This is a genomic window from Cupriavidus sp. HPC(L) (genome assembly GCF_000307735.3).
Lineage (GTDB): Bacteria > Pseudomonadota > Gammaproteobacteria > Burkholderiales > Burkholderiaceae > Cupriavidus.
Window position 1 is genome coordinate 1 of record NZ_AMPR02000113.1, and the last position, 19667, is coordinate 19667.

Genomic DNA, 19667 nt, shown 5'->3' on the forward strand with positions numbered 1-19667 from the left:
TCCACCGATTCCCGGTGCGATCGATGGCCGCGACGACGATGCTGCGCCCGGCTCGCCGCTGCGTGACGCGATGATGGCCGACCTGGCGGGCCGGCTCGGCGTGCTGCGAAACCGGCTGACCTCGCTGCTGGCTTCGCTCGCCGCGCTGGATCTGAACGACCCCGCCGCGGTGACATGGTCGCTGCAACAATGCCGCGCCTGGGGCGCCGTGCAGGCCGACGACGCCGAGCCGCTGGCCCAGGCGCTCGCCCGCCTGCAGGCACGGCTGACGGCTATGCCGGAAAGCGGCGCCGATGGTGCGGGCGGCCTGCGCGGGCTGCGGCAATCGATCCGTGCCCTGGTTGGCCATCCTCGCCTGCCGGTGCTGCCGCTGGTGCCGTCGCTGGCCGTGGGCCCGTTGCGCGCGGCAATGCGCGACGACGAAGGACGCCCGCGCACCGATCGGGATTGGCTCGAGATCGTCGCCGCCGTGCGCCCGCGTCTGGCGAGCCTCGAAGCCTGGCAGCTCGATCCCGCGACGCAGCCCTGGGGCGCCGCCGTACGGACTGGCGATGGCTCGGGCAATCCGTGGAGCCCGGCGGGACCGGTGGTGGTCGCGTATGGACCCGACCCGGCCGCGCTGGCCGGCAGCCTGGCCCGGGTCGCGATCGCCGGGCTGGACGCCTGGCAGGACGCGATCCCTTCGGCCCGGCACACGACCAGCGCGGCCTTTGGCTTCAACGGTCCGAAGTCGCGCGCGCCGCAGGCGGTGCTGCTGGCGGTGCCGCCGGACCCCAACCAACGGCTGAACGACGCGGAACTGGTGGCGCTGGTGCTGGAGACGCGGCAGCTGGCGCGCGCCCGCGCCTGCCGTCCGCGGCCGGGCAGCCGGATCGCGACACCGGCTGCGCTGTCCTCCCTGCCGGACATGTTCTGGAGCCATTGGACCTGAGGCCGCCCACCGGCCTGCGACGCCCGCCGATGGCCCCCACCGATCGAGACCGCCATGTCCCTGCATTTCCGCCTCGAACCGCTGAGCCCGCCGACCGACTTCCATCGCGGCCTGCGAGCGCGCGTCGCCGATCCCGTCTGGTTCTTGACGCGGCAATGGCAGCTCGGCGAACTGCAGGGCGAAGACGTGTCGAGCCCGGTCTCGGTGGCGGTCAGCGTCACGCATGAGCCGTTGCGCTATGCGCCGCGCCGCCCCGATCTCGATCCGGCGCGCATACCGGCCGAAGCGCTGGTCGAGGCCGAGCCCGGAGACTGGTGGACCATCGGCCGGCGCATCCGCCTGGGGCGTGCCGCCGCGCCGCTGTTGCCTGCGCTGCCGCCGCAGCGCCTGCAGAGCTTGCGCCTCGGTCCGCTGCCCGCGCCCTACGAAGCGCTGTCGGAAGAACTGGACGGGCGCGCGATCTTCACCGCGGGACTGCTCGCCGGCCATGCGTTGTGGAACGAGGTGCCATCGCCACCGGCCGACAACTGGTCGTCGCGGCGGCTGACGCACGATGCGCGCTTCAGTGCAGGGACGCGCGCGCTGGAGATTCGCGACCACGATGGCGGCGACGTGGACTGGTACTCCGCCGACGCGGGCGGAACGGTGCTGCGCGCGGACGCCGGCGCGGCCGCGCCGCTGCCTTCATCGCGGCAACTGCTGGTCAGCCGGCTGTCCTACCCGGGCGCGCCGCATCCGCGCTGGTGGCAGATCGAGGACCAGGCCGTGGACCTGGGCGCCTTCTCGCCGGACCGCGCGCATCTGGGCACCGCGCTGCTGCTCGATGTGGCGCTGGCCCATGCCGACGACTGGTTCTGGTTCCCGGTGCCCGAGCCACCGCCGGCGACGAACGGCAAACGACCGCCTTCGTCCGGCATGCTGGTGACGCTGCGCGAGACCGTGGTGCACGACAGCTTTGGCGATATCTGGACGCTGGCGCCGCCGCCGGTGGACGGGCAACACGCTTGGTCGCTGTTTCGCACCACCGGCATGGAAGCGGGCTCGCTGCTGATCTGGCCGGTCGCGGTCGCGCCGCATGCGGGCCCGTGGCTGGACGACGTGTCGCTCGGCATCGACGAGGACGCGAACGTGGCATGGGCGGTGGAACTGCGCGCCGATGGCCGCGTGCTGCTGGCCGACGATACCAGCGAGGCCGCCGCGCGCGAGACCACGCGCACCGGTACGCGGCAGTTCCGCTATCTGCCGATGACGACCCTGCCCGCGCACTGGCATCCGTATCGGCGTACCGGCCCCGACGGCATCCATGGCGACTGGCAACAGGGACTGGTGGCGGATCTCGGCGGCGTGCTGCCGCGCGTGCGGGCGGGTCCGGCATCGCGGCTGATCGGCGGACCGTCGGGGCCCGGCTTCGGGCGCGGCCACGAGATCGCTGCCGAGGCGATTGCCAGCAGCGGCGCATCGTTGCGCCGCCGTGCCCGCCTGGCGCGCGATACCGAGGGCCGCCCGGTGCTGTGGGTCGAGCGCAGCCGCACGCCGCTGGCCGGACCGCCGGTCTCGCATCTGCGCTTCGACGTGATGGCGGAGGATGAGGTGCCCCCGGGAGACGGCGATGGCTGAGGCCTATGTCGACGTGAAGCTGTTCGACGGCTTCGTACTGCCGTACGAGAGCGGCGCCGAGCAGTATCTGGGCGAGCTCAAGCCGTGGTGGGACGAGCTTGCCGCGAGTTATCCCGGGCTGCGGCTCGATCCGGGCTTTCCCGTCGAGCAGATTGGCTTGCTGGCCCATATGGTCGATGCCGGGCGGATGCTGGGCGGCGAGCCGCCCGATCCGTTCGCCTGGTTCGAGGTGCCATGCGAAGCGGCGCAGCTGGAGGCGCTGGTGGGTTTGCTGTATGCCCTGCCCTTCGTCGAATGGGCCGAGCCGCGGATACCGAACTATCCCGCCGCACGCGTCGCTTATGGGACCAACGAGGATGCGCTGGCTTCGAAGCAGCTGCGCGCGGCACCGGTCGGCATCGACGCATGCTATGCGTGGCGCGTGCCCGGTGGCGCGGGACGCGGCATCCCGCTTGCCGATGTGGAGCATGGCTGGAATCTGCAGCATATCGATCTGGCCAGCGTACCCATCACGCCGTTCTCGATGTTTGGTGCCCCTAACCAGCAAGACATCGACCATGGCACGTCCGCCCTCGGCATCGTGGTCGCAGGCGACAACGGCGGCGGCATCGTCGGTATCGCCCCGCAGGCGCATGCGCATGTCGTGACATCGATGCGGCAGGACGGACAACATCGGCTGGATGCCGCCATTGCGGTCGCCGGCGATGCAGTGCGGCCCGGCGGCGTCGTGCTGATCGAACTGGGCAGCGCGCGCCCCTGGGCCGGCGATAACGAACCCGGGCTGCCCGTCGAGCTGTCGAGGAAAGTCCAGACCACACTCCAGCTGCTGGGATTCTTTGGCATCACGGTGATCGAGCCCGCGGGAAATACCGGAGAGAACCTGGACATTCATCACGAATGCAACCACTTCCATCCCGCCCATCCCGGTTTCCGCGATTCGCTCGCGATCATGGTTGGCGGTGCCACACAGGATCCACCCGTCGCGGGGGTGCATCAGCCATGGCAACGCGGTTCGACGTTCGGCACGCGCGTGGACTGCTTCGCCGCGTTCGCGGGCGTGCGCGCCCCGTACGATCATGCCCCCTATCCCTATCGCGAATTCGGCGGCACGTCCGCAGCCTCCGCGGTGATCGCCGGCGTGGTTTGCGCGATTCAAGGCATGCAGGCCGCCAGGGATGGACAGTGCCTCTCCCCTACTTCCATTCGCGATCTGCTTCGCAACCCTTCCCTTTGCACGCCGGCCGCGTCCGACCCGCCTGGCAATATCGGCGGCATGCCGGACCTGCGCAAGATTGCCGTACATATGGGCTGGCCGCGCATTCTGCCCGCGCCGGCCGCCGCGGCCATCGCCGGCGACAGCGCGCTGCTGGTGGGGCTTGGCGCCGACGACCGCCTCAGCCTGCGGATCTGGTCGCGCTTGTTCGGCCCGGGGCCCGAACTGCCCCAGCCGGACAGCAAGCCGTTCGACCTGTCCGATTGTCAGCCTGCTCTGTTGGTCTCGCTCGAGACCGCGCCGCTGCTGCGTACGGTATTCGAGGTCCTGATCACCGGCGTCGACGGGTCCTTGCGGTACTACTACTGGGACACGCTTGGCAATACCGGCGATATCGCCAGGGAGCGGACAGAACTCGGCAGCCTCGCCCCCGGCTACGACGTGGCGGCTTGCCATCCGTTGTACGAGCTGACGACGGTGGCGGCGATCCAGATGAGCGGCCAGTTGGTGGCGGTGGAGTACGACGCGACCGTCATGGGCAATCACGACTTCTCCGACGCGGTGCAACTCGATTCGTTCAGCACCTACCGCCGTACCCCCGGTCCCGTGATGCTGTCGCGCAAGCCGCGCACCGTCGATGTCGTCGCCATCGACGACGGCGGCGCGCTGCGCTGGGTTTCCGGCATCGTTCCCGATGGCGGCACCACGACGTTCTGGCGCGAGTCGGTGGCGGCGCAGTGCGATGTGCCGATGGAACCGGGTGTCAAACCCGGCATCGTCGGCACGCTCGATGGCGTCGCCGTAGTGGCCGTCGGCAGCGACGGGCTGCTCTACTGCTGCGGCTTCGGTCTGCAGCCGCTGCTGTTCGAGACGCTGGTGCCGATCGGCCCGGCCCCGGCCTTCGCCGCGGAGGGCCATCTGGGCCTCGCGTTGCTGCACGACGATACGCTGGTGGTGGTTGCCGTCAGCGCCGACGGGCTGCTGCATGCCGCCTTCCGACCGCTGGTACCGGGCGGCGAATGGACGCCATGGCTGGCGATCGATCCTTACACGGCGGTCAGCCCTGCCGGCGGGGCCACCGTCATCACGCAGGGCGACACGGTGATGGTATTCGCCGTGCTGCCCGACGGCCGCGTCTGCCGCAGCGACTACGCGCCCGAGAGCGGCTGGTCGCCGATCATGGCGGGATGATCGACTGCGACCGCATCAGGGCCGGCGGCAGCTGACGTCACCCTCCTGGCAATCCGTCAGACGCTTCAGCTCGCCGGTGCGCCACTGCGTCAAGCGCGCCTGGCATAGCTGCACGGCAACGCCGCCAATCGAGCCGCCGGCCGTTCGCCCCGTTTCCAGCTCGCAGGCGCGGCGCTGGTATTCGAGAAAACTCTTCTGCGAAGCGTTCAACTGCTGCCGCTCCCTGGCGTTCAGCACCTTGGTCAGCTTGCGGTACTCCTGTGCATATTCCGCGTTGGCCGCATCGAACGTTTCCTGCGCGCAGGACTGCATCTGTACGGTGGTGACAGCCTGCTCCATGCAGTCCGCGGCATTGGCGAACTGGCATGCGCCGGCGAGAACCGCGAGTGCGGCCGCATGTTTGACGATCATCTCGATTGGCCTCCGAGTGGGTGCGGGATGGTGTGTGGGGTGGCTGCCGCATACGGTCGCGATTTTCGGTCGCGATTTTCGGTCGCCATTTACGGTCGCCACTTCGCCGACATTATTGCCGCAGACGAAGGGACGGTGCGCTTGCGCCGCCGCTGCGGCTGACGTATGGTTGCGCCTTCAGGGATAACCGAAGCACCGCCTCGAAACCCGCCGAACCCGGCCCGGCATGCAAGCCGTGGCCCCACGTACGACGGGAGGCGATCTTGGACAAGCGCGTCTATCTGCTGACGGCGACGGTATTCCTGGCGGGCATTGCCGAAAACATCTGCATCGGCATCCTGCCGTCCATTGCCGGGGATCTCGGCGTTTCCGTGGCATCCGCGGGACAACTGACCACCATCTTCTCGGCCGTCTTTGCGACCGTGGCCTTCCTCTCGTCGGCGCTGCTCGGGCGCGGCGATCGCAGGACGCTGCTGTTGATCGCGCTGGCCGTGTTCGCAACGAGCAATGCGATCGCCGCGGCGAGCCCCAACTACACTGCCCTCTTCGGCGCCCGCGTACTGATGGCCGGCAGCTGCGCGCTGGTGATCCAGTTGGCGGTCATGCTCGCCACCTCGCTCGCCGGTCCTCATCGGCAAGGCAGTGCCATCGGTATGGTGTTCGTCGGCATCAGCGGATCGCTGGTCCTCGGCGTACCGGCGGGCATGCTGCTCGATCAGTGGGCAGGCTGGCGCGCGGTGTTCGCCACGCTGGCGGCGCTATCGCTGCTGCCCGGCGCGCTGCTGTGGATGGCCATGCCGCCATCGCCGATGGAGCGGAGCACATCGCTGCGCGCCTATTGGCGCGAGCTCGCCGATCGGCAGGCACTGAGCGCCCAGCTGGTATCGGTGGCGATGATCGGCGGGCATTTCACGCTGTTCGCCTATCTGACGCCCTACCTGCAGGCAAACCTGAGCCGCGACCCCTCGGTACTGACGGCCGCCTACCTGCTGTTCGGCGTGGCCGGCGTCGTCGGTGCCTGGCTCGGAGGCTGGTGTTCGGACCGCCTCGGCAGCGCGCGCGCCTTGATCGCATGCCCCGCCGCGTTCAGCATCGCCATGGCGGCGCTGCCGCCCGCCGCGGCTTCGCCCTGGTTGCTGCTGCCGGCGATGGTCGTGTGGGGTGCGATCAGCTGGTCGATCTCGCCCATCGTGCAGAATTTCCTGGTGCAGACGGCCCCCGGCAACGCCGATATCCGCGTCGGTATCAATGTCGCGGCAATGCATGCCGGCGTGGCCGTGGGCGCCGCGGCAGGCGGCGTGATCGTCGACCGGGGCGAACTGCTGAATGCGCCGTGGGCGGGCAGCATGCTCGTGGCTCTGGCGTTCGGCTTTGCAGTGGCCGCCGTGCGGATCCGCTCCTCTGTGGGCCGCTCGTCCGCAGGCCGCGCGGCAGTGGGCTCCGGACAGGGTAAGTAGACGACATTGGCAAGGCGCAAGCCTTGTGAGTAGAAAACAGGAGAACGCAAGCATGAAGGATCGGGAACACCGTACGTTCGACCCTGCGGAGTATCTGGACTCCGATGAGGCGCTCGCCGCGTTTCTCGCGGATGCGCTCATGGATGCAGAACATCCCGAGCTATTCCCCGCAGCACTGGCCGCAGTCGTACACTCGCGCGGCAACGTTGCCCAGACGGCGCGGACGGCGGGCCTGTCGACCCCAGAGCTCTACAAGATTCTGGGCGCCGACAGCGATCCGAAACTCTCGACGTTGCGGGCCTTGCTCGATGTATTGGGCGTTGAACTGACGATCCGTCCGAAGCTCGCGCACTAAGCGGCGCGATCCGTGCGGACGGACCGCCTACGCCCTTATCGCGTCGTCCCCAGCGCGCCGCCGTATTGCGCGGCGCCCTGCTGCCGCGAGACCAGCCGCGCGGGCACCAGCAGCGTCAGCACCGCACCGGCGACCAGGCAGCCGGCCAGCAGATACATGCCGGCATTGGTGCTCTGCGTCAGATCCTTCAGCCAGCCCACGGCATAGGGACTGATAAAGCCGGCCAGATTGCCCAGCGAATTGATCATCGCGATGCCGGCAGCCGCGCCGGTGCCGGCCAGGAAAGCGGTCGGCAGGCTCCAGAACAGCGGCAGCGTGGTCATGATGCCGATCGTCGCCAGCGTCAGGCCAACCATCGCCAGCACCGTGCGGTCGTGCCACAGCACCGACAGCACCAGCCCGATGGCACCGGCGATGGCCGGAATGGCGATGTGCCAGCGGCGCTCGCCAGTGCGGTCGGCGCTGCGCGCCACCAGCACCATGCCGAGCACGGCGACGCCATAGGGAATGGCGGTCAGCAGGCCGATGTCCAGCGCGCCCTTGACGCCGGTCTGGCGGATGATGGTCGGCAGCCAGAAGCTGATGCCGTACAGCCCCATCACGAAGCTGAAGTAGATCGCGCTCATCATCCACACGCGCGGGCTCGACAGCACGCGCCGGATCGGCATGTCCTCCTTGTGCGCCGTTTCCGCGGCGATGTTGCGCTCGAGCACGGCCTTTTCCTCGGCGGTCAGCCACCTGGCATGGCTGATCCGGTCGTCGAGGAAGGCCAGCACCCACAGTCCGACCAGCACCGACGGAATGCCTTCGAGCAGGAACATCCATTGCCAGCCGGCCCAGCCGTTGTGGCCATCGAAGGTCTGCATGATCCAGCCGGACAGCGGGCCGCCGATCACGCCTGACAGCGCGACCGCGGTCATGAACCACGTGGTCGTGCGCCCGCGCCGTTCGGCGGGATACCAGTAGGTCAGGTACAGGATGATGCCGGGGAAGAAGCCGGCTTCTGCAACGCCCAGCAGGAAACGCAGCACGTAGAACATCGTCGGCGTGGTGACGAACATCATCGCCGCCGAGATCAGGCCCCACGTGATCATGATCCGCGCGATCCAGACCCGCGCGCCGACCTTGTGCAGGATCACGTTGCTCGGCACTTCGAACAGGAAGTAGCCGATAAAGAAGACGCCGGCGCCGAGCCCATAGACCGTTTCGCTGAATTTCAGGTCGTTGAGCATCTGCAGCTTGGCGAAGCCGACATTGACGCGATCCAGATACGCGACCACATAGCACAGCAACAGAAAGGGAACGAGGCGCCAGCTGACCTTGCGGTAGATCGCGTCTTCGAATCCAGCATTCGTGGAACTCATGGCTGTCTCCTGATGGTTGTCATGCTTGACGGGGGTGGCGACGGTGATGCCGCCATTGGCGATGCAAGCGGGCCGCCTCGTGGGCGGCCCCTGCGGTGTGCGAAGCGGTCAGACGCAGCGGCCGCCGTCCACCTCGATGCAGGTGCCGGTGACAAAGGCCGCTTCGTCCGACGCGAGGTAGAGGCAGGCCGCGGCGATATCGGCGGCAGTGGACATGCGGCCCATCGGAATCGTGGCGAGGAAGGACGCGCGATTCTCGGGCGTGTCGGGCTTGCCCATGAACTGTTCGAGCAGGCCGGTGGCGCCGATCACCGGATTGACGCAATTGACGCGGATATTGTCCGGCCCCAGCTCGGCGGCCATCGCCTTGCTGGCGGTCACCACGGCGCCCTTGCTGGCGTTGTACCAGACCAGCCCGGGGCGCGGCCGGATCGCCGCGGTCGACGCGATATTGACGAACACGCCGCCGCCGCGCTGGCGAAAATGCGGAATGAAATGGCGCGCGGTCCAATACACGCTTTTGACGTTGATGGCCTGCACGCGATCGAATTCGTCTTCGGTGATTTCCAGAATGGGTTTGTTGCGATGCGTGGTGCCGGCATTGTTGACGACGATGCCGACATCGCCGAATGCGGCCAGCGCGACCTCGCGCATCGCCTCGACATCGCTGCCCTTCGAGACGTCGGCGCGCACGGCACGGGCCTGACCGCCGGCCTGCTCGATCGACTGCGCCACTTCCGTAGCCTTGGCCTCGTCGATATCGGCCACCACCACGCGCGCGCCTTCCCGCGCAAACAGATTGGCGATGCCTTCGCCAAAGCCCGAACCACCACCGGTCACCACCGCCACTTTGCCCGCGAGTCTCATCGTTGTCTCCATCGTTATGCTGCGGCTACATGGCGGGACATTTTAGCTTCGCTTTGCGATCGGGGTGGCGTCCGGTGAAATATTGCCTAATTCCCTTTCGCTGCCGCCCGATCCAGCACCACGAAATATTTCCGCACCGGCTCGATCACCTCGAATACGCCTTCGAATCCGGCGGGAATCACGCAGGCATCGCCGGGACCGAATTCGCGCGCCTCACCCGCGGCATCGCTGATGCGCAGGCGGCCGCTAATCACATGGAAGAATTCTTCCTTGCCCTGTGGGAACGCAATACGCCACGCCCCGGGCTCGCAGGCCCAGATGCCGCAATCGAAATCGCCATGCGTCGCGCTGTAATGCGTCCACGTGGTGCGATCCGGATTGCCACGCACCAGGCGGTCGGGACGCGGATTGTCATGCGTGGGAATGGGCTCGGTACGAAAGTCGATCAGCTTGGTCATGGGTACCACGGTGTTGTCGTATGGGATGGTGTCATCCACAGTGGTCTTATTGGCAATGGCGTTATCCGCCCGCGCCGGTCCAGCGCAACTCGCTCAGGTAGTCGTGGCCATCGGTAGCCATCCAGGTGCGCCGGAATTCGACCGGGGCGCCTTGCAGATCGAATGCCACGCGAATCGCCAGCAATACCGGATGTCCGGCCGGCAAACCGAATGGATCGGCCATGCTTTGCGGCAATACGCGCGCCTGCAGTCGATCCTCGACGCGGCTGATCGATACGCCGCACTGCTGCTCCAGAAACGAATAGACCAGATGCGCGGCGGCGCCGTCCTCGCCCCACTCCCGAGCGCCGACGCGGGCAAAAGGGAACGCAATGGTCTCGAGCACCAGCGGCTTGCCGTCGATGTCCCGGCGGCGCCGCAGCCGGTAGACCATCGCATCGTCCTGCAGCCTCAGCGCCGCCCTTTCCTCTTCGTCGGCGCTGGCCCGTTCGCGGCTCAGGATGGTATCGACCGGCAGCCGCCGTGCGCCATCGGCGCGATCGACCAGGCGAAAGAAGCTGGTGAAGGCACGCTCGTCGGTGGCGCGCGCGACGAAGGTACCGCGGCCGCGATGGCGCGTGACCAGCCCCTGCCCGCTCAGCACATCGAATGCCTTGCGCACGGTGCCGACGCTGACTTTCAGCTCACGCGCGAGCGCCTCTTCGCCGGGCAGCAATTGGCCGGGCAGCCATTCCCCTCCGATGATGCGTTCGCGGATATGCCGGGCAAGACGGACAAAGGCCGGGCTCAGATCGATGGCAGTCATCCGCGAATTCTATATAGAACATAGAAATAACACTACAGAATTTGATTCCCAACGGTTTATCGAGTCCCTACAGTCACCATCGATCTGCATCCGCAATGGCATCGGCGATGGCATCGCGAATTCACCGCCGATTTCGCCCCCGTATCGATGCAGCGCCAATAACCGGCCGCGACCATGCGCAAGGCCGGAACGACCGAGGAGACATCCCATGAACCGTCCTTCCACCGCCGCGCGCCTGCTTGGCGCGCTGACGCTGGCCGCGGCCTGCGGCGCCGCCATCGCGCAGACCGCGTATCCGACCCGCCCCGTGACCATCGTCGTGCCGTACTCCCCCGGCGGCACCACCGATATCGTCGCGCGGCTGGCCGCGCAGTATCTGTCCGAGTCGCTGGGCAAGAGCTTCGTGGTGGACAACCGCCCAGGCGCCAGCGGTACCATCGCCGCCGGCATGGTGGCCAAGGCCGCGCCCGACGGCTATACGCTGCTGGCCAACGAGGTCGGCCAGACGGCGACGCCGGCACTGTTCTCGAACCTGAAGTACGACCCGGTCAAGGACCTGACGCCGGTCACGCTGATCGCGGAAACGCCGGTAGTGCTGGCCGTCACGCCGTCACTGCCGGTACGCACGCTCAAGGACCTGCTGGCCTACGGCAAGGCGCATCCGAATGCGCTGAACTACGGCTCCGGCGGCGCCGGCAGCGGCCCGCATATCGCCGGCGAGCTGTTCAAGCAGGTATCGGGTATTCCCGTGACGCACGTTCCCTACAAGGGATCGGGCCCGGCGATCACGGACCTGATGGCCGGGCAGATCCAGATGCTCAGCTCGGCCGCGCCCACCATCGCGCCGCACGTGGTCAGCGGCAAGATCCGCGCGCTGGCCGTGGCGGGACCGCGCCGCGTCCCGACGCTGCCCGATGTGCCGACCGCCGCGGAGGCCGGCCTGCCGGGCTTCCAGTTCAGCATCTGGTTCGGACTGGCCGCGCCGCATGGCACGCCGCCCGAGATCGTCAACAAGCTCAATGCCGAACTGCAGAAGATGCTGCAGCAGCCCGCGATCCGCGAAAAGCTGTCGGCCGCGGGTGCCGATCCGGTCGGTGCCGGTCCGGAAGCCTTCGGCAAGCGCATTGCCAGCGAAACCCGCCGCTGGGGCGACCTGATCCGCCAGTCGGGCATCAAGCTCGATTGATCGAACCCATCGAATTGCCATGAACAAGCCCATCCATCGCATTACCTCCGTCGAAGCCCTGCATGTCGGGCAATTCCTCTATGCCCGCATCCGTACCGAGGCCGGCCTGACCGGCTATGGCGAGGCCGGTTCCTGGGGCCATATCGAGGCCGCCAAGGCCGCACTGGAAAAATTCGGCCAGTACCTGATCGGCAAGGACGCGAACGAGATCGAGCTGCACTGGAACGTGATGCAGCGCTTCTCGCATTTTCGTGGCACCGCCGTCAACGCCGCGGTATCGGCCATCGATATCGCGCTATGGGACCTGCTCGGCAAGCGGCTGCAGGCGCCGGTCTGGCAACTGCTGGGCGGCGGCTATCGCGACAAGCTGCGCGTCTACGGCCATGTCTACGCGGAAACGCTGGACGAGGTGCTGGCCGATTGCCGCCGGCTGCGCGCGGAAGGCTTTACCGCGGTCGGGCATATCAACCCCTTCCTCGACGAACCGGAGGGCGACGCCTATTTCCGCTCGCATGCCGGCAAGGTACGCGACGCCAGGGAACGCGTGATGGCGTTTCGCGAGGCGGTCGGTCCGGATGTCGATCTGCTGATCGAGATGCATCGGCGCCTGAGCCCGGCCGAGACCATCGCCATCGGGCAAGTCCTCGAGCCGCTGACGCCGATGTGGCTGGAGGACCCGCTTCGGCCCGAGTTCTATCCGCAGATGACGACGGTCGGCCATGCCATCCGCGTGCCGATCGCCACCGGCGAGCGCTTCTGCACGCCGGCCGAGTTCCATCTGCAGCTGGCCGGCGGCGGCGTGCGTTTCGCGCGGACCTCGGTCTGCGTCTGCGGCGGCATCACCGGCGCGAAGAAAATCGCCGCGCTGGCGGAGGCGCAGAACGTCGACATCGCCCCGCACAATCCACTGTCGCCAATCAGCCTGGCCGCCTGCATGCAGGTCGCCGCGGCGGTGCCGAACTTCGCGATCCAGGAATATCCGACCGGCTTCGAGAACCTGGTACTGAAATCTGGCCAGAAGCTGCTGGGCGCCGATCTGGTCAAGCGCTATCCGGTACCGGAGAACGGCTTTATCGCGGTGCCGGACGCGCCGGGCATCGGCATCGAGCTGGTCGACGATGTCGAGCAACGGCGCGCGCCGCTGTATCGGCCGGTGTCGATGCGGCGGACCATCGATGGCGCGCCGCTCGATCAATAGGAACGCCAGCCCCTTCTGCGCCGCGTTCTACGCCTGCTCGCCGACCTGGCTCTCCAGCTCGGCGAGCCGCTTCTTCAGCGCCCGCTCCTGCTGGAAGCGGACGGTCTCGTCGCGGATCACCGCGACGATCCCCGTCACGGTACCCGCCGCGTCCTTCAGCAGCGCGACGGTGAAGGCGATCGACATGGCCTTGCCGTCCTTGTCGATCGCCGGCACCTTCAGCAGCTCGCTGCCGTAGCGGGTGATGCCGCTGGCCATCGTCTTGTCGTAGCCCTGCCAATGCCGCGCGCGCAGCCGCTCGGGAATGATCAGGTCGAGCGACTGGCCCAGTGCCTCGGCCTCGGTATAGCCGAACATCCGCTGCGCCGCGGGATTCCACAGCGTAATGGCGCCGCGGGCATCGGCGATCACGATGGCATCGCCGATGGCGGCCACCAGTTGCGCATAGTCGATCAGTTCCGGCATGGGGATCTCCTCGTTGTCGTCGTTGTCATTGTCGTCGTTGTCATTGTTGTCGTTGTCTTTGCCGCCCGCGCGTTCGGTGCGCCGGGTACTGGACCGACGGTAGCCCGATCCGCGCCGGCCCGCAATGGATGCCGCGCTGCCAGCGTGGAGAATCGTATTCGCCGCGGTACTGAGCGCCTTTCGATGATTTCGCTTGGGAATCAATCGGGCACCATTTAAGATGCCGCCCTGAGTCAGGCCGGAGAAGCCATTGGCGCGGCCTTTTTGTCGATTCGTCATCGATCCGCCATTGCCAAACAGAATGCTGCGAGCGCGCATCCCCCTTTATCTGGCGTTCCTGATCGCCATGCTGATCACTGTCCCGGCGAGCGCGAGGCCCGCGAAACTTGACGCCCGCCTGCAGGCCGCGGCCGCCCAGGGCGATGCCGCCGAGATTGCGCTGCTGCTCAAGCAAGGGGCGAACCTCGAGGCCCGGGACGACAGCGGCGCCACGCCGCTGCTGATCGCGACCCGCCGCAACCATATCGACGCCGCCAGGGTACTGATCGACGCCGGCGCCAACGTCAATGCCAAGGATCGCATCCAGGACAGCGCCTATCTCTATGCCGGCGCGCGGGGTTACAACGAGATCCTGAAGATGACGCTGACGCATGGCGCCGACCTGAAGAGCACCAACCGCTATGGCGGCACGGCGCTGATTCCCGCGGCCGAGCGCGGGCATGTGCAGACCGTGCGCATCCTGATCGCCGCCGGCGTCGACGTCAATCACATCAACCGGCTGCATTGGACGGCCTTGCTCGAGGCCATCCTTCTCGGCGATGGCGGACCGAGCCACACCGAGATCGTCCGCCTGCTGGTCGACGCCAAGGCCGATGTCAATATCCCCGACGGCAAGGGCGTGACCGCGCTGCAGCATGCCCGCCAGCGCGGTTATCGCGATATCGAGCGAATCCTGGTCAAGGCGGGCGCGCGGCAATAGCACCGCGGCCGGACATCCCGCGCTAGCGCTGCATGCCCCAGCGCCGCACCGTGGCGGCCTCCAGCGTGCGGAACACCAGCCCTTCGACCAGCAGGCCGATCAGGATCACCATCGCCAAGCCGGCGAACACGCGGTCGGTATAGAGCTCGTTGCGGTTCTGGAAGATGTACCAGCCCAGGCCGCCCCTGCCCGACGACGCGCCGAACACCAGCTCGGCCGCGATCAGCGTGCGCCAGGCGAAGGCCCAGCCGATCTTCAGGCCGGAGACGATGGCGGGCAGCGCGGCCGGCACCAGGATCAGCAGCACATAACGCAGCCCACGCAAGCCATAGTTTCGCCCCGTCATCCGCAAGGTCTCCGGCACGCCACGAAAACCCGCATAGGTGTTCAGCGCCAACGGCCACAGCACCGAGTGGATCAGCACGAAGATCAGGCTGCCGCTGCCCAGGCCGAACCACAGCAGCGCCAGCGGCAGCAAGGCGATCGCCGGCAACGGGTTGAACATCGCGGTCAGCGTGTCGAGCAGGTCGCGCCCGACCGTCGTGGAGACCGCCAGCGTGGTCAGCACGAAGGCGAGCGCGATGCCGGCGGCATAGCCTTGCAGCAGGATCGTCAGCGAGATCGCGGCCTTGCTCAGCAGCTCGCCGGTGGTCAGGCCCTCGACGAAGGCCTGGGCGGTCGCCACGAAGGACGGCAGCAGCAGATCATTGTTCTGCAGCCGGGCGACGGTCTCCCACAGCGCCGCCAGTACCAGAAGGATCACGGCGCGACGCAATCCGCTGTTCTGCCACAGCCGCTGGCGCAGCGGCAGCGCCCGCGCAACCGCGGTGGCGGTGAAGGGTTCGAGCTCGCGTTCGTACTCGGGCCGCAGCGGCGGCAGGGACTGCGTTGTCGTAGTGGCGATGGTCGTCATGGCTGTCCCCTTCAGCGTGCCCGCGCGGTACGCGGCGGGATGTCGGCGGCGTCCGCGATGTCAGTGTCGGCGGCGGCGTCCGGCCCCGGCGTATCGAACAGCAGCCGATGGATGCGCTGCGCGGTCTGCTGGAAGGCCGCGCTGCCCTGGCTGTGCAGATCGAACTGATGACTGTTCAGCTCGGCGCGCACCCGGCCGGGATGCGGCGACAGCAGCAGGATGCGGTTGCCGACAACCAGTGCCTCCTCGATCGAATGCGTGACGAACAGCAACGTGAAGGCCGCGTCCTGCCACAGCGCCAGCAGTTCCTCCTGCATTCGCCGGCGGGTCAGCGCGTCGAGCGCCGCGAACGGTTCGTCCATCAGCAGCACCTTGGGCCGCAGCGCCAGCGCCCGGGCGATCGCCACGCGCTGCTTCATGCCGCCGGACAGTGTATGCGGATAGGCGTCCGCGAAGTTGGCCAGGCCCACCTTGTCCAGATAGTGCAGCGCCACGTCGGCCGCTTCGGCACGGCGCAGTCCGCGCGCCTGCATCAGCGGGAACATCACGTTCTGCTTGACCGTCTTCCACGGCGGCAGCTGGTCGAATTCCTGGAACACGACGATGCGATCCGGCCCCGGCGCGCGCACGCGCTCGCTATCGAGCCGGATCTCGCCCTCGATCGGCGGCACGAAGCCCGCCACCGCCTTCAGCAGCGTCGACTTGCCGCAGCCCGAGGGGCCAAGCAGCACGAAGCGGTCGCCGGCGTGCACATCGAAGCTGACGCGGTGCGTGGCGCGCACCACGCGCTCCGGCGTCCGATACTCGAGCGAGACGTCGTCGATCTGCAGCAGGGGGCCGCGTTGGCCGGCGGCGCCGACCACGCGCAACGGTTGCGAGACGGTGGCGGTCATGATCAGCTCCCTTGCGCGGTGGCCGGATCGGCGAAGAAATAGTCCTGCCAGGACTTCGGCTGATTGCGGATTGCGCCGACGCGATGCATGAACTCGGCCAGCACGAAGGTGTTCTGCGGCGCGATGCGGAACTGCACCTGCGGGTTCTTCAGGATGCCGACCAGCAGCGTGCGGTCGATCTTCGCCTTGTTCGCCCGGATATAGAGGTCGGCCGCGGCCTCGGGATTGGCGGTGGCAAAGCGCGCCGCCTCGGCCAGTGCGTCGACGAAGGCGCGGTAGGTCTTCGGGTTGTCGTTGCGGAATTTCTCGGTCGCGTACAGCACCGTCGACGAACTGGGACCGCCGAGCACGTCGTACGAATTGAGCACGATATGCGCGTTCGGATTGCCGGCCAGTTCCTGCTCCTGGAACGGCGGATTGGCGAAATGCGCGGTGACCTCGGTGCCGCCGTTGATGATGGCCGACGCCGCCTCGGGATGCGGCATCGCCACGGTCCACTTGTCGAGCTGGTTGAAGGCCTTGTCGCCCCACTGCTTCGCCGCGGCCAGCTGCAGCACGCGCGCCTGTACCGACACCGTGACCGCCGGCAATGCGATGCGATCCTTGTCGGTGAAATCGGCCAGCGTCTTGACCTTCGGGTTGTTGCTGACCAGGTAGTACGGAAAGCTGCCGAGCGAGGCGATGCCCTTGACGTTCTGCTTGCCGCGGGTGCGGTCCCACAGCGTCAGCAGCGGACCGACGCCCGCGCCGCCCACGTCGATCGCGCCCGACAGCAGCGCGTCGTTGACGGCCGAGCCGCCCGACAGCCGGGTCCATTCGACCTTGATGTCGACGCCCTGCTTCTGCCCGTGCTTCTCGATTAGCTGCTGTTCGCGAGCAACGTTCAGCAGCAGGTAGACCACGCCGAACTGCTCGGCGATGCGGATCTGGCCTTCGGCATGGGCGGGGCTGGCGAACGCTAGGGAGCCGGTGCCGACGGTGGCGCCGACGACAAGCGCGGTCAGGCGGCGGCCGACGCGCAGGCGCAAGCGGCCGAGCAGGGACGAGCGGGAATACGGTGCTGCCATGGTGGGGCTCCGGAAAAGTAGTTCTCTTGTGCGTTGGGGTACTCGGACCGCCCGGAGAGGGTCGGTCTGGCCGATCGAGCCGGTCGCTTCGGATCGGGCGGCTGCGCTGTCGTGCCGTCAGAACGGGATGTCGCCCTCGATCGTGGTGCGGTACATCACGCGCCGTTGGTCGGCCGGACAGCCGGCCGCCAGATGCAGCAGCGACCGGTTGTCCCAGAACACCAGATCGTGCGGCTGCCAGCGATGGCGATAGACGAACTCCGGCTTGACGCTGTGCGCGAACAGCGCGTCGAGCAGCGCGCGGCTTTCGTCCTCGGGCAGGCCGACGATGCGCGTGGTGAAATGCTCGCTGACGAACAGCGCGCGCCGGCCGGTCTCCGGATGCGTGCGAACCACCGGCTGCAGCACCGGCTTGACCTGCGCGATCTGCTCGGCGGTCAGGTTCGGCCGCCACGGGCTGCGCTGCTGCAGCTCGGCATAGCGCGCCAGATAGGTGTGCTCGGCCTGGCGCCCCTCGACCGCCCGCTTCAATTCCGCCGGCAGCGTTTCCCAGGCCAGATGCTGGTTGGCGAACAGGGTGTCTCCTCCCTCCGCCGGCAGCTCTTGCGCGTGCAATAGCGAGCCCAGGCTGGGCTTTTCCTTGTACGACAGGTCCGAATGCCAGAAATGGCCGGCATCCCCCAGACCGATCGGCTTGCCGTCCTTCAGCACGTTCGAGACGATCAGGATCTCCGGATGACCGGCCAGCTGGAACTGGTGCAGCACGTGGATCTGCAGCGGACCGAAGCGCCGGCTGAAGGCGATCTGCTGGTCGGGCATGATGCGCTGATCGCGAAACACCAGCACGTGGTGGTCCAGATGCGCACGGTGGATACGGGCGAAGTCCGCATCCGATAGCGGCTGCGACAGGTCCAGCCCGACTACCTCGGCCCCGAGCGGCGCGTCGAAGGGACGAATCTCGAAGCCGGTGCCGGCGCGTGGCGTCACGACGGGAGGACGCGCGGGCAGTGCCGCCTGGATGGAAACGGTCATGTCTGGTACGTAAACTCGGAATGGATCAGGGCACGATGCAAACGCGGCAAACGCGGCAAACGCGCTGGCATCGACTGGGATCGATGCTAAGGAGACCGTCCAGCGCCGGTCAACGAATCAAATCGTTCGGTCTTATCCGTTCTTCGCATATGCCGCACGGGGACACGGCCGTCTCGGTCAGCGCGCCGCGGCGGCTCTGTTGCCGTCCCCTGTTCCGCCGCTGCGCGTCGTCACGGCGCGCCGCAATGCCGCCAGCGCGGGCGGCAAGGCCGGATGGCGCGAGCGCGGGTCGTACAGCGCCGCCAGCGGCAATACCAGCGCCGCGGGATAGGGCTTGATCGGGACGCGCACCGTGCCGGCCACCGCCAGGCTGCGCGATTGCGTCGGCGCGATGCCGATACCGAGTCCGGCCGCGACCAGCGACAGCTGGCCGTGCAGGCGCGGCGCGGTGGCCGCCAGTTGCATGACGCGGCCGGCCACGCGGCAGCGGTCGCGGATCGCCGCATAGAGCGCCGGGCCCTGCGCCTCGGGGAACAGCACCAGCGGCTCGGCGGCCAGCTCTTCGATGCGGATCGTCGTGCGGGTTGCCAGACGGTGGTCGGCGGGCAGCACCGCGTCGAAGCGGTCGTTGGCCAGCAGCACGCTGGCAAGGCGCGCATGCGCGTCGAATGGCGGGTGGCCGATGCCCAGATCGATCTCGCCGGCGGCGATCTGCGCCAGCTGCTCGTTGGTGGTCGCCTCGTGCAGCGCGAACTCTACCGGCTCCGGCGAGGCCGACAGGCTGCGCAGTGCGGCCGGCAAGGCCCGATAGAGCGCCGCGGAAACATAGGCAATCCTCAGGCGGCGGCGCCTTTGCTGCCCCGCCGCCCGCGCGGCTTCCTGCGCCCGCCGCTCCGCCTGCAGCAGCGCGATCGCCTCCTCGCGCAGCCGCTCTCCGGCCGCCGTCAGCGCGACACGGCGGCTGGTACGGTCGAACAGCCGCACGCCGACTTCCTGCTCCAGCCTGGCGATCGCCCGGCTCAGATGCGGCTGTGCCATGCCGACCTGCTGCGCGGCCCGGCCGAAATGCAGCGCGTCGGCAACGGCGAGAAAGAGCTTGAGCTGCTGGAATTCCATTGATACCTCTTGGCGTATCGAACGATGCCATTTTGGCGGATTGATGTATGGATTGGCGAGGGCTATCTTGGCCGCCATCCATTCGCTCGCAAGGAAGCAACGATGAAGCAGATAATGGCATTGGCTCGCGCAGTCGCATTGGCCATCGC

The 19667-nt window shown here is 67.7% G+C and carries 18 protein-coding genes and 1 pseudogene; 8 read left to right on the forward strand and 11 right to left on the reverse strand.

The annotated features are described in order from the left end of the window. From B551_RS26485 to B551_RS08685, 3 genes and pseudogenes are all read left to right on the forward strand, one after another. Window positions 1-931, forward strand: a pseudogene (locus tag B551_RS26485) (hypothetical protein); the annotation flags it as partial. Between the two features lie 54 nt (window positions 932-985). Continuing rightward, window positions 986-2548, forward strand: coding sequence for a hypothetical protein (locus B551_RS08680; protein WP_006577623.1), 1563 nt, complete (start codon window positions 986-988; stop codon window positions 2546-2548). Next, window positions 2541-4952, forward strand: a complete 2412-nt coding sequence (locus B551_RS08685) for a S8 family serine peptidase (RefSeq protein WP_023263898.1) — start codon at window positions 2541-2543, stop codon at window positions 4950-4952. The genes B551_RS08680 and B551_RS08685 overlap by 8 nt, the downstream gene beginning before the upstream one ends. 15 nt (window positions 4953-4967) lie before the next feature. Here B551_RS08685 and B551_RS08690 read toward each other — a convergent pair whose 3' ends face one another. Further along, window positions 4968-5363 carry a lysozyme inhibitor LprI family protein gene (locus B551_RS08690; RefSeq protein WP_023263899.1) on the reverse strand — a complete coding sequence of 132 codons (396 nt, stop codon included), beginning with the start codon at window positions 5361-5363 and terminating at the stop codon, window positions 4968-4970. A gap of 263 nt (window positions 5364-5626) precedes the next feature. Between B551_RS08690 and B551_RS08695 the strand changes: the two genes are divergently transcribed. Continuing rightward, window positions 5627-6820 carry an MFS transporter gene (locus B551_RS08695; protein ID WP_023263900.1) on the forward strand — a complete coding sequence of 398 codons (1194 nt, stop codon included), beginning with the start codon at window positions 5627-5629 and terminating at the stop codon, window positions 6818-6820. 52 nt (window positions 6821-6872) lie between these two features. Further along, a complete protein-coding gene (locus B551_RS26490; protein ID WP_023263901.1) occupies window positions 6873-7175 on the forward strand; it encodes an addiction module antidote protein in 303 nt (100 codons plus the stop codon). A gap of 35 nt (window positions 7176-7210) precedes the next feature. Here the strand turns inward: B551_RS26490 and B551_RS08705 are convergent, their stop codons facing one another. The 4 genes from B551_RS08705 to B551_RS08720 all read right to left on the reverse strand — a co-directional run bounded on the left by B551_RS08705 (window position 7211) and on the right by B551_RS08720 (window position 10669). After that, window positions 7211-8539, reverse strand: coding sequence for an MFS transporter (locus B551_RS08705; RefSeq protein WP_006577627.1), 1329 nt, complete (start codon window positions 8537-8539; stop codon window positions 7211-7213). 108 nt (window positions 8540-8647) lie between these two features. Beyond that, the gene (locus tag B551_RS08710) at window positions 8648-9406 is read right to left on the reverse strand and encodes a glucose 1-dehydrogenase (RefSeq protein ID WP_006577628.1); all 759 of its coding nucleotides are present in this window, start codon (window positions 9404-9406) and stop codon (window positions 8648-8650) included. An 86-nt stretch (window positions 9407-9492) separates the two neighbouring features. Next, on the reverse strand, window positions 9493-9864 hold the full coding sequence (locus B551_RS08715; RefSeq protein ID WP_043438245.1) for a cupin domain-containing protein: 372 nt from the start codon (window positions 9862-9864) through the stop codon (window positions 9493-9495). A 61-nt stretch (window positions 9865-9925) separates the two neighbouring features. Continuing rightward, window positions 9926-10669, reverse strand: coding sequence for a GntR family transcriptional regulator (locus B551_RS08720; protein WP_006577630.1), 744 nt, complete (start codon window positions 10667-10669; stop codon window positions 9926-9928). A gap of 208 nt (window positions 10670-10877) precedes the next feature. Between B551_RS08720 and B551_RS08725 the strand changes: the two genes are divergently transcribed. Together B551_RS08725 and B551_RS08730 are read left to right on the forward strand one after the other, a co-directional pair. After that, window positions 10878-11855: a tripartite tricarboxylate transporter substrate binding protein gene (locus tag B551_RS08725; RefSeq protein ID WP_023263902.1), complete on the forward strand. Its 978-nt coding sequence runs from the start codon at window positions 10878-10880 to the stop codon at window positions 11853-11855. Window positions 11856-11874: 19 nt separating this feature from the next. Continuing rightward, window positions 11875-13053, forward strand: coding sequence for a mandelate racemase/muconate lactonizing enzyme family protein (locus B551_RS08730; RefSeq protein ID WP_006577631.1), 1179 nt, complete (start codon window positions 11875-11877; stop codon window positions 13051-13053). Window positions 13054-13080: 27 nt separating this feature from the next. Here B551_RS08730 and B551_RS08735 read toward each other — a convergent pair whose 3' ends face one another. Beyond that, window positions 13081-13518, reverse strand: a complete 438-nt coding sequence (locus B551_RS08735; RefSeq protein WP_043438257.1) for a PAS domain S-box protein — start codon at window positions 13516-13518, stop codon at window positions 13081-13083. 301 nt (window positions 13519-13819) lie between these two features. Between B551_RS08735 and B551_RS08740 the strand changes: the two genes are divergently transcribed. Then, window positions 13820-14497, forward strand: a complete 678-nt coding sequence (locus B551_RS08740) for an ankyrin repeat domain-containing protein (protein ID WP_023263904.1) — start codon at window positions 13820-13822, stop codon at window positions 14495-14497. Between the two features lie 22 nt (window positions 14498-14519). Here B551_RS08740 and B551_RS08745 read toward each other — a convergent pair whose 3' ends face one another. From B551_RS08745 to B551_RS26495, 5 genes are all read right to left on the reverse strand, one after another. Beyond that, window positions 14520-15410 (reverse strand): ABC transporter permease, encoded by an 891-nt coding sequence (locus B551_RS08745; RefSeq protein ID WP_023263905.1) that lies wholly within the window; start codon window positions 15408-15410, stop codon window positions 14520-14522. Between the two features lie 11 nt (window positions 15411-15421). After that, window positions 15422-16303, reverse strand: a complete 882-nt coding sequence (locus tag B551_RS08750; RefSeq protein WP_006577634.1) for an ABC transporter ATP-binding protein — start codon at window positions 16301-16303, stop codon at window positions 15422-15424. A 2-nt stretch (window positions 16304-16305) separates the two neighbouring features. Further along, on the reverse strand, window positions 16306-17370 hold the full coding sequence (locus B551_RS08755; RefSeq protein ID WP_043438250.1) for an ABC transporter substrate-binding protein: 1065 nt from the start codon (window positions 17368-17370) through the stop codon (window positions 16306-16308). 117 nt (window positions 17371-17487) lie between these two features. Then, a complete protein-coding gene (locus B551_RS08760) occupies window positions 17488-18402 on the reverse strand; it encodes a TauD/TfdA family dioxygenase (RefSeq protein WP_006577636.1) in 915 nt (304 codons plus the stop codon). Between the two features lie 177 nt (window positions 18403-18579). Next, the gene (locus tag B551_RS26495; protein WP_023263906.1) at window positions 18580-19518 is read right to left on the reverse strand and encodes a LysR family transcriptional regulator; all 939 of its coding nucleotides are present in this window, start codon (window positions 19516-19518) and stop codon (window positions 18580-18582) included. Between the last annotated feature and the right edge of the window lie 149 nt (window positions 19519-19667).

Bases quoted from the DNA above. Each gene is read 5' to 3' on its own strand.
- B551_RS08680 (WP_006577623.1), top strand. From the start codon at position 986: ATGTCCCTGCATTTCCGCCTCGAACCGCTGAGCCCGCCGACCGACTTC.
- B551_RS08685 (WP_023263898.1), top strand. From the start codon at position 2,541: ATGGCTGAGGCCTATGTCGACGTGAAGCTGTTCGACGGCTTCGTACTG.
- B551_RS08690 (WP_023263899.1), bottom strand. From the start codon at position 5,363: ATGATCGTCAAACATGCGGCCGCACTCGCGGTTCTCGCCGGCGCATGC.
- B551_RS26490 (WP_023263901.1), top strand. From the start codon at position 6,873: ATGAAGGATCGGGAACACCGTACGTTCGACCCTGCGGAGTATCTGGAC.
- B551_RS08705 (WP_006577627.1), bottom strand. From the start codon at position 8,539: ATGAGTTCCACGAATGCTGGATTCGAAGACGCGATCTACCGCAAGGTC.
- B551_RS08710 (WP_006577628.1), bottom strand. From the start codon at position 9,406: ATGAGACTCGCGGGCAAAGTGGCGGTGGTGACCGGTGGTGGTTCGGGC.
- B551_RS08715 (WP_043438245.1), bottom strand. From the start codon at position 9,864: ATGACCAAGCTGATCGACTTTCGTACCGAGCCCATTCCCACGCATGAC.
- B551_RS08720 (WP_006577630.1), bottom strand. From the start codon at position 10,669: ATGACTGCCATCGATCTGAGCCCGGCCTTTGTCCGTCTTGCCCGGCAT.
- B551_RS08725 (WP_023263902.1), top strand. From the start codon at position 10,878: ATGAACCGTCCTTCCACCGCCGCGCGCCTGCTTGGCGCGCTGACGCTG.
- B551_RS08730 (WP_006577631.1), top strand. From the start codon at position 11,875: ATGAACAAGCCCATCCATCGCATTACCTCCGTCGAAGCCCTGCATGTC.
- B551_RS08735 (WP_043438257.1), bottom strand. From the start codon at position 13,518: ATGCCGGAACTGATCGACTATGCGCAACTGGTGGCCGCCATCGGCGAT.
- B551_RS08740 (WP_023263904.1), top strand. From the start codon at position 13,820: ATGCTGCGAGCGCGCATCCCCCTTTATCTGGCGTTCCTGATCGCCATG.
- B551_RS08745 (WP_023263905.1), bottom strand. From the start codon at position 15,410: ATGACGACCATCGCCACTACGACAACGCAGTCCCTGCCGCCGCTGCGG.
- B551_RS08750 (WP_006577634.1), bottom strand. From the start codon at position 16,303: ATGACCGCCACCGTCTCGCAACCGTTGCGCGTGGTCGGCGCCGCCGGC.
- B551_RS08755 (WP_043438250.1), bottom strand. From the start codon at position 17,370: ATGGCAGCACCGTATTCCCGCTCGTCCCTGCTCGGCCGCTTGCGCCTG.
- B551_RS08760 (WP_006577636.1), bottom strand. From the start codon at position 18,402: ATGACCGTTTCCATCCAGGCGGCACTGCCCGCGCGTCCTCCCGTCGTG.
- B551_RS26495 (WP_023263906.1), bottom strand. From the start codon at position 19,518: ATGGAATTCCAGCAGCTCAAGCTCTTTCTCGCCGTTGCCGACGCGCTG.